This is a genomic window from Desulfotomaculum sp. OF05-3 (assembly GCF_003435535.1).
Classification (GTDB): domain Bacteria; phylum Bacillota; class Clostridia; order Lachnospirales; family Lachnospiraceae; genus Pilosibacter; species Pilosibacter fragilis.
Map to the genome: position 1 here is coordinate 1 of NZ_QWGO01000062.1, position 7,601 is coordinate 7,601.

At 40.4% G+C, this 7,601-nt stretch carries 11 protein-coding genes; 2 read left to right on the top strand and 9 right to left on the bottom strand.

The window, feature by feature from the left end; translation table 11 throughout:
• Positions 1-425 (top strand): hypothetical protein (locus DXA87_RS18270; RefSeq protein ID WP_207659043.1); only part of this gene is annotated, 425 nt, incomplete at its 5' end.
• Here the strand turns inward: DXA87_RS18270 and DXA87_RS17225 are convergent.
• Positions 383-1,126: a GNAT family N-acetyltransferase gene (locus DXA87_RS17225; RefSeq protein ID WP_117505523.1), complete on the bottom strand. Its 744-nt coding sequence runs from the start codon at positions 1,124-1,126 to the stop codon at positions 383-385. The two genes, DXA87_RS18270 and DXA87_RS17225, sit on opposite strands and share 43 nt — an antisense overlap.
• Before the next feature lie 150 nt (positions 1,127-1,276).
• Positions 1,277-1,585: a hypothetical protein gene (locus DXA87_RS17230; RefSeq protein ID WP_117505525.1), complete on the bottom strand. Its 309-nt coding sequence runs from the start codon at positions 1,583-1,585 to the stop codon at positions 1,277-1,279.
• Positions 1,586-1,896: 311 nt separating this feature from the next.
• Here DXA87_RS17230 and DXA87_RS17235 point away from each other — a divergent pair, with 311 nt between their 5' ends.
• Positions 1,897-2,133, top strand: a complete 237-nt coding sequence (locus DXA87_RS17235; protein ID WP_002578301.1) for a DUF6061 family protein — start codon at positions 1,897-1,899, stop codon at positions 2,131-2,133.
• 133 nt (positions 2,134-2,266) lie between these two features.
• Here the strand turns inward: DXA87_RS17235 and DXA87_RS17240 are convergent, their stop codons facing one another.
• From DXA87_RS17240 to DXA87_RS17270, 7 genes are all read right to left on the bottom strand, one after another.
• Positions 2,267-3,586: an MATE family efflux transporter gene (locus DXA87_RS17240; protein ID WP_002595210.1), complete on the bottom strand. Its 1,320-nt coding sequence runs from the start codon at positions 3,584-3,586 to the stop codon at positions 2,267-2,269.
• A complete protein-coding gene (locus DXA87_RS17245) occupies positions 3,576-4,034 on the bottom strand; it encodes a MarR family transcriptional regulator (RefSeq protein ID WP_009243743.1) in 459 nt (152 codons plus the stop codon). The genes DXA87_RS17240 and DXA87_RS17245 overlap by 11 nt, the downstream gene beginning before the upstream one ends.
• Positions 4,035-4,189: 155 nt before the next feature.
• Positions 4,190-4,894, bottom strand: coding sequence for a DUF6040 family protein (locus tag DXA87_RS17250; RefSeq protein WP_021369328.1), 705 nt, complete (start codon positions 4,892-4,894; stop codon positions 4,190-4,192).
• The gene (locus DXA87_RS17255; protein ID WP_117505527.1) at positions 4,878-6,599 is read right to left on the bottom strand and encodes a MobA/MobL family protein; all 1,722 of its coding nucleotides are present in this window, start codon (positions 6,597-6,599) and stop codon (positions 4,878-4,880) included. The genes DXA87_RS17250 and DXA87_RS17255 overlap by 17 nt, the downstream gene beginning before the upstream one ends.
• Positions 6,575-6,928, bottom strand: a complete 354-nt coding sequence (locus tag DXA87_RS18790; RefSeq protein ID WP_058692446.1) for a hypothetical protein — start codon at positions 6,926-6,928, stop codon at positions 6,575-6,577. Before DXA87_RS18790 ends, DXA87_RS17255 begins: the two co-directional genes overlap by 25 nt.
• Positions 6,928-7,242, bottom strand: a complete 315-nt coding sequence (locus DXA87_RS17265; protein WP_002578306.1) for a DUF3847 domain-containing protein — start codon at positions 7,240-7,242, stop codon at positions 6,928-6,930. Before DXA87_RS17265 ends, DXA87_RS18790 begins: the two co-directional genes overlap by 1 nt.
• 146 nt (positions 7,243-7,388) lie before the next feature.
• On the bottom strand, positions 7,389-7,601 hold a 213-nt coding region (locus DXA87_RS17270), incomplete at its 5' end, for a helix-turn-helix domain-containing protein (protein ID WP_147326543.1).

Consider the following 7,601-nt stretch of genomic DNA (forward strand, 5'->3'; position numbering starts at 1 on the left):
GTATTATAATATCAAATCCCCGGACAAAAGTCAACCGTTTTTTTCATTTTTTTAATTTTGGATCATTCCGGCATCATATCAACGTAACCTTCCTGATCTGTTTGCCTCATAAAGTAATCCTTATCATTATAACGTCCTGCACCGCTGCCCCCTATTTTTGGGGGGCAGCCTCGCCCATGCTTGCACATCCAAATTCAGGACTATCTTCCACTCGTCAGATCGGCATCGGCGTCTGTGCCAAAATTGAAATAATCGCAACTGCTGCCAAAATACCTGCGATGACTGCCACCGCAATGATGATTTTTCTTTTCATAGATGTTCTTTTCCTCACTTTCCACCCCTTATACATGCTCTTTGCAATCGTAACGAAACGCATCTGCCATCACTTTATGCCCGCCAGTGCCAGAAACTTTTTATCTGACTGAATGCCCTGGGTCAAAAACTCTCCATCCCGGAACAGGGCATAGGTAGTGACCGGTGCAGGTACATTCTGCGCGGCTTCTTTGTTGATAATGTGAAATGCCTGAAATGGAATGCTGTGTTCCTTTGCCGCTTCCAGTACCTTCGGCACCCAATAATAGGTGAAAGGGCACTGGTCGGTATAATAGAGGACAAAGCCCGTTTCGCTGACTTTCGGATGTCTGGCACAATCTTTGAATCTCGGCTGATCCGCATTCTCTGCAAGGGGCAGGTACATGAGGTTGATCCCACAGTCAGATATATCCGCGACTTTGAAGCCTTTATACTTCAGAAATTTCGGATCAGCTAAAAATTCCCGTTTCCGTCCCTCGGCGCACAGAATGCAAATACCTTTCTTTCCCTGTTCTTTCGCGTCCCGGATACACTCGGAAAGCAGTTCTGAGGAATAGCCGTGTCCCTTCATGGAGCCGGAAACCCAAAGGCAGTTGATATAAAGCCAGCCTCCTGCTTCAATGGGCACCCATGCGTTTTCCGCTGGAATATATTCGATAAAGCACTTTCCACGCTCCTCACTGCGATAAAAGACAAGTCCCTCATCAAAGCGCTGCTTCAGCCACTCCTTTTTTGCAAGAGCCTGCTTGCCGGACATGGCACAGCAGATGTGCTCCTTATCAATGTTCTCTTTCGTGATATGGATATATTTCATCGATCGTCACCTGACTTTCTCCATGTTTATTGCATAATATCGAGGTCAAAAGCCCACTATTTTGATTCCTGCGGATTGTTCCGTGCTACGCACCCGGAAGCTTCCGCTTTTTTGGGGGGAAGGTCACTTCAAACTGAAAGTTATCATCTACTACATATAGGTAAAAAACAAATTAAACAAAATAAAGCATAGAATAACAGCAGTCCAAATCCACAAACGAGTTTTCTTTTGCAAAGTTAAGTTCAAGATACTTATTCCAGCCAAAATAACAAAACTACCAATAATAGCAGGATAATGTGTTCCACTTGAACCATTTGACCAAGGAGATATACCTGAGGCGATAAAAATTTTATCTCCAATGCAATACTTCGCGCTATTCCATGTGCCACCCAATATAAGACCCAAAACAATCAATAGGACAGCAATAATCCTATTTGTCAACTTCTTACTTTTGCTCATATTATCACCTCATCAAATTCCGATTGAGATTTCACCTGTTTTAAGAAATTTAATAACTGTTATATTTTATTATTAAATTCTTCGCAACCCCTTGAAAACACTGGATTTGTCGCAGGTGAGCTTTCCCTTATTATTTCCCTTGTGTTATATCGTCCCATCAGTGTTTATGCACTCTGATAAGGGCAAATACAAGGGCAAGAAAAATCTATAAGACAGTATAACACAAAATAAAAGTGACATGGTGAACTGATTGAAATGCTTCTTAATTTTTGCTACTACTGATTGATTAAATGATAAGGAGATGGGATACGATGAGAACAATATTTGCAGAATACAATCCACAGTGCAACAGCATTGATGTATATACTAATACGGGCTATATACTCCGTATTGATTGTTGGGAAGCAGAAAAAAATTTAAGAACCACACCTGGATCTGATTGTGCTTTGACATCGCTTGCAATCGATGAGCCATTAGAATATGCAAGGTTATATCTTGATGGGAATTTACAGATGTGGGTAGATGCTGAAGATTCATTAGAGTTATGATTATTCCAATCAAAATCTACTAGAATTTATTAAAAATTAGCTTCATAATTTTAAAAGGACAGCCCTATTGCTATGAGGCTGTCCTTAAAAATACAATAGATAAACCTAGATTATTCTTGCTACTATCTGATTGTTAAATTTTCTGTATTCCATATTGCAAATCTCCCTTTTCGCAATATTTTATTAGTATGAATGCCAGAATCGCTGAAAAAACACGTGCCAATACCGTACTCCACCATATCATAATCTGTCCACCAAATAAAGGTGGTAAAACAAGCATAAATATCAGCATCAATACTGGTTCAATGAATGTAAGAATGTATGACAATCCACTTTTTTCAGTAGCATAAAATCCAGCTGTCGCTATTCTGGTAATCGCAACAAATGGTAATGACACTAAAAATATAGGTACAATTTTAGAAATCTCAATACTTACTTCATAAGAAGCTCCGAAAACCCCTCCAATATTTGCTCTGTTTACATACATGATAATTCCACCACAAACAGCAAGAATTATTGCAAAAATGTATGCCATTCTCTGAACTCCTCTCAGGCTTTCTTGATCCTTCTCACCATAAAAACGGCTCATTAAAGGTTGACTTCCATCACCTACGCCCTGCAATATGAGATATATGATACAGATAATATAGGATACACATGCATAAGTTGCAATAGCTTTTTCTCCCCCATAAGAAGCGGAGAATCGGTTTATAAACACCAATGAAATATTAGGAGTCAATGCTAGCCCAAATGGTGCAAGACCTACTCTGAATATAGCGCCACACATTTCTTTTACATTTTTTAAGGATACATACACATAAAACTTTTTATTATATAATGCGTATATGATTGCAATTGCTGCAGTCACACCCTGTCCGGCTATTGTAGCTGTGGCTGCACCTTTCATGCCCATTTCATATATCCATACAAAGATAAAATCCAGAACAATATTGGTTATGAATCCACCAACCATCGCAAACATTGACCAGAAAGAGTTTCCATAATTTCTAATGAATGGCATCATTCCAGTTCCAAGAATCTGCAATATTGCTCCAAGTGCTATAATTTTGATATAATCTGTCGCATTTGTTAATATAATTCCATCTGCTCCAAGCAATCCTAAAATTTTAGACGAAAAGGAGTAAATAATTATGGTACTGATAACACTTACTATTACAAGAAGCCACCAGCTTGTAGCAATAAATTCTTCTGCCCGTTTTCCTTTCTTTTCTGCTGCATTAATTGAGTAATAAACAGCTCCTCCCATACCAATTCCTGTTCCAAGAGCCTGAATCAAAGCCTCAATCGGATATGCAATATTAATAGCCGAAAGTCCAGCATCTCCTATGGTATTGCCTACAAAATATCCATCCACTATCGCATATATTCCTGATAATGCAAATGCTATAATAGATGGAATAACATATTTAAAAAATAATGATTTATGATTCATTTTTCTTACAATCTCCTTCCTTGAAAAGTCTGATAAACAGCTCTGTATTATCATTAAGACTTTCTATATTCTCTAATCCCATTTTTTCGATTACATATATTTCTTTTGAGTGCAGTTTTTCTATGATATCTTTCGTATATTCCATTCCTGATTCTGTGAGGCATATCAGCTTATTTCTCTTGTCTGAATCATCAGATACCATATTGATGTATCCTTTTTTCTGAAAATCTTTTAGTATCGTATTTACCGTTTGCTTAGGTATATTCCATTTTTCACTTATCATTTTCTGCGTGCATCTTCCATTACTTTCATAAAATGAATGCAAAGCAAAAACTCCATTTGAAGACAGTCCCTGATCCTTTGACCATTCCTCATACATTGCTGTACATTCTTTCCATAAAGCATAATATCGTTGCAACTGTATTATCATATTATTATCTTTTCTCATCTTTTTCCTCCTTAAATTAGTACGAATCCGGACTTTTGTATTATAGCCCGAGTTCGTACTAATTGTCAAGATTTATTTATATACTTTTTCTTTATATAAACAATCAATAGTCCCTTACTAAGGACAGGAAGATTATGAAATTTCCCTGTCCTCTTTTAATAATATCCTCGTTCTTCCATCCAGTCTTTCACATAACATCTGATTCCAATATAAATAATATGCGACAGTAATAGCAATACAATAAGATTTATCGGATTAGCGTTTTTAATCCATTCTCCAAAGTAAATTACAACAGCTGTACTCGTTATCGCTACCACGATACTGATGATATCCCAACAATATTTCCGGTAGATTTTTCCTACCTGATAACCAATCCCGATTATCAGCCACCCGGTTATTACGAATAAAATTGCCATGACAGTACCGGCAATCAGCCAGTACACAATCCCGGAAAGAATACTGTTAGGTATTCCACTGCTTAACTGTCCGAAAGAGTCTGCACCTGTCACAAACTCCCGAAATAAACTTCCCATTCCTTTTCCTAACGCACCGAAAAAGACGATACAGTCGTTAAGGAAAACCGGCGAAAGAATCGCAGTAAACAGTGTTGTTGTTATGCTGTACCATGCCAGTAGAAACAAGATACTTTCATAACCAATCGTCATATTTTTATATTTCTTTTCTAACTGGCTTTTACGGCTATCGCATTTTTCTTTTGCTTTCCGGTAAGCAGTACGGTCACATTTTTCACATTTCTCATAAGGCACTTTTTTCTCAACAGCTACCTCTACCGTCTTTTGGTGTGTCTGTGCATAAAGTTTTTCCTGCTCTGCTTTTTCATACTTAAATTTCCATGCCACGGCTTCTGCGTCGGCTCTTTTCCTGCTGTCTGTCTCGCTGGTCAATCGTTCCTCTGTTTGCCTTAATCTTGTCCGCAATGCTTCGATATTCTCGGCTCTGTTTTCGCTGTTCAATTTCTCGTTCAAGGTCAGCGATTCGCTTAGCTGCCTGTTTAGTTCCTGGATTGTCTGGTCTTTCTGATCCAGTTCGTCCTGCATCTGTTCGGTCATCAGCAGAAGTTCTTCCACCTGCCCGACGTTCTCTAAGTTTCTGCATTCGCTCATCGATCTCCCTCGCTTTCTCTATCTGCTGTTTAAGGTCAGCAATTCGCTGTTCTGTTTCTGCAATAAGCTGTTCTCGTTGTTCAGCTTCTGCGTTAATTCCTGCCATTGCTGATTCTCGTTTTCCAACTGTTCGATTCTGGTTTTCTGTTGCTCGATCTGTGAGAGCAGTTCTTCTGTATCTGGCAAAAGATTTAGCAGCCTGGATAATTCGCTGTTTAAGCTTTTTAAACTCTGGTTCTGCTCCTGAAAAGACAGGAGCTGCCTGTCCCGTTCCTGCAATTCCTGTACCATCTCTGCCATAAGATTCTGCTGTTCCTCGATCTGGTTTATCATTGTCTCCATCATGGGAATGACTTCCCGGCTTTCTTCTAATGTCACGCAATCGCTCCTTCCATTGTGTTAATGCACTGGATACTTTTCCAAAAGAAATCTGTATTTTATCCAGCAGTGCATTTTGTCTTTTTATGATCTGGTTTTCCTCTACTTTCCATGAAGTAGAGGATGTCTGTCCGTTTTGAAATTTCTCGTCAATTTTTCTGGCATCTGCGCCCTCATGGATCGTCGGTATCTCTAATTTTCCCTGCCTTGCATAAGAACGATGGTCAATGTGATTTTCCGTTTTCAAATGTGCATTACAGACGTTTGCCCATTCGCTCCGCCATAGCTCACAATTTTTCGGATTGTTCCACCCGGTAGCATCGGTTAATACACGTTTCCACTGTTTGCGGTTCCTTGTCCCGACTTTCTGGACTCCATTTTCATCAAGTACGGGGATTCGGATTCCATGACGGTCAGGGTTCTTTTTATCCTGCCACCAGTCCGGATGGGATTCATCCACCACAATATTTCCATTTTCATCTCTGACAAACTCCCAATCCTTGATTTCTTTGTTACCCCATGAGTGGTCTGAATTGAATGGTCGCAACGTCACCAATAAATGCACATGGGGATTACCATCTCCTTTATCGTGGATACTCCAATCCGCACACATTCCCTTATCTACAAAGGTCTTTTGAATATATTCAGTTGTATAATCAATCTGTTCCTGTCGGCTCCATTCTTTCGGAAGTGAGAACTCAAATGACCTGCCGAGTTGTGCATCTGAACTTTTTTCTATCCTCAAGACTTCATTCCATAAACGCTGCTTCTGAAAAGTAAGTTTGAATTTTTCCAGTGCAGCATTTTGGTTATCTGCCCTTTTATATCGGACAGATTTCTGGAACCGTCTGATATTTTCAGCAGGTACATTCTGCCATTCCTGTGGTGCATTTTCACACATCATCAGGCTGGTATAAACGACTTCTTTTTTTGAAGTGTAGTAGCTGATCCTGCCTGTTTCTTCATTTTTCATCACATCGCCATTGAGATAAGCAGACGCCGATATGATGGATTTTCCTTTGCTGCGTCCAACAATCTTTACTGTATAATGAAAAATCGCCATGCTCCGTTTCCCCCATTCTGCCGTATCCGGCTTTGATTTCCGGCAGGTAACGTTTTTCCTAAAAGAAAATGGTATCTGCCGGAGCACCCTCTGCGTAAGAGTGCCCTGTGCATAACAGCCTGCATGGAATGTGCCCCTCTGGCGAAGAGTGCCTCCTGCGGCATGAGCAGGTCTGGCTGAAAGCCCCGCCGACGGAACGAGCCCGGCAAGCGTAAGCGCAGACCGGTTGCCACCTGTGGCAAACTTATACGGACGACCTCTGGTTGTCCATAAGTGCGCCCTTCATAAAAAAGCAATGAAGGGAATGGAAACTCCACTCCCTCCGGCATTACACTTCCTCCGTATTTGCAACTGGCTCTTTCTGCATTGCCTTTGAGAAGAATTTCCCATTTGCTTCCTGCCTTTTTAAGAAGCCGATCAGCTTTGGGATATCATCTTCCTCAATCGCAGAACCCAGTACCGATTCCACTGCACCGCCAATCTGGCAGAGCCTGTGTGTCCGTTTTTTGGTTTCCACATCTTTCTGACGTTTCTTCAGTTCCCGTTTCTGTGCTGCATACTGTTTTGCTTTCTCAAGGCTTTCCTGTTCTTTCTTTTCCAACTGGAGCATACGCTCCTCATAACTCTTTGTTGATCTTGCCATAAATATCATCGTCCTTTCATTTTTCTTCCAAACATAAGTTTCCTGTTGTCTATCAGACGAAGTACATGGTATAATCTGCTTGCGTGTAGGTATATCATGGCTCCGGTCTGATAGAACCTTTGGCGGTTTCTTCGGGAACCGCTTTTTTAAGTTGAACCGTTTCTTGTGACTGCTTTCACATTTCCCTTATCCCTCAAGTCCCTGCCCTCGTTGGCTTCCATAAAAAGTTCCAGCATATCCGTTTTGATCAGGACTTTTCTCCCAACCTTCAATACCGGAAGTTTCTTCCACTCTACCAACTTTCGCAGGGTGTTCCTGCCAATTCCCGTATAATCAGCAGCTTCCTCAATAGATAAGGC

Excerpts from the sequence above, each read along its gene's own strand:
- DXA87_RS17225 (WP_117505523.1), bottom strand. The coding sequence starts at position 1,126 with ATGAAATATATCCATATCACGAAAGAGAACATTGATAAGGAGCACATC.
- DXA87_RS17230 (WP_117505525.1), bottom strand. The coding sequence starts at position 1,585 with ATGAGCAAAAGTAAGAAGTTGACAAATAGGATTATTGCTGTCCTATTG.
- DXA87_RS17235 (WP_002578301.1), top strand. The coding sequence starts at position 1,897 with ATGAGAACAATATTTGCAGAATACAATCCACAGTGCAACAGCATTGAT.
- DXA87_RS17240 (WP_002595210.1), bottom strand. The coding sequence starts at position 3,586 with ATGAATCATAAATCATTATTTTTTAAATATGTTATTCCATCTATTATA.
- DXA87_RS17245 (WP_009243743.1), bottom strand. The coding sequence starts at position 4,034 with ATGAGAAAAGATAATAATATGATAATACAGTTGCAACGATATTATGCT.
- DXA87_RS17255 (WP_117505527.1), bottom strand. The coding sequence starts at position 6,599 with ATGGCGATTTTTCATTATACAGTAAAGATTGTTGGACGCAGCAAAGGA.
- DXA87_RS18790 (WP_058692446.1), bottom strand. The coding sequence starts at position 6,928 with ATGCCGGAGGGAGTGGAGTTTCCATTCCCTTCATTGCTTTTTTATGAA.
- DXA87_RS17265 (WP_002578306.1), bottom strand. The coding sequence starts at position 7,242 with ATGGCAAGATCAACAAAGAGTTATGAGGAGCGTATGCTCCAGTTGGAA.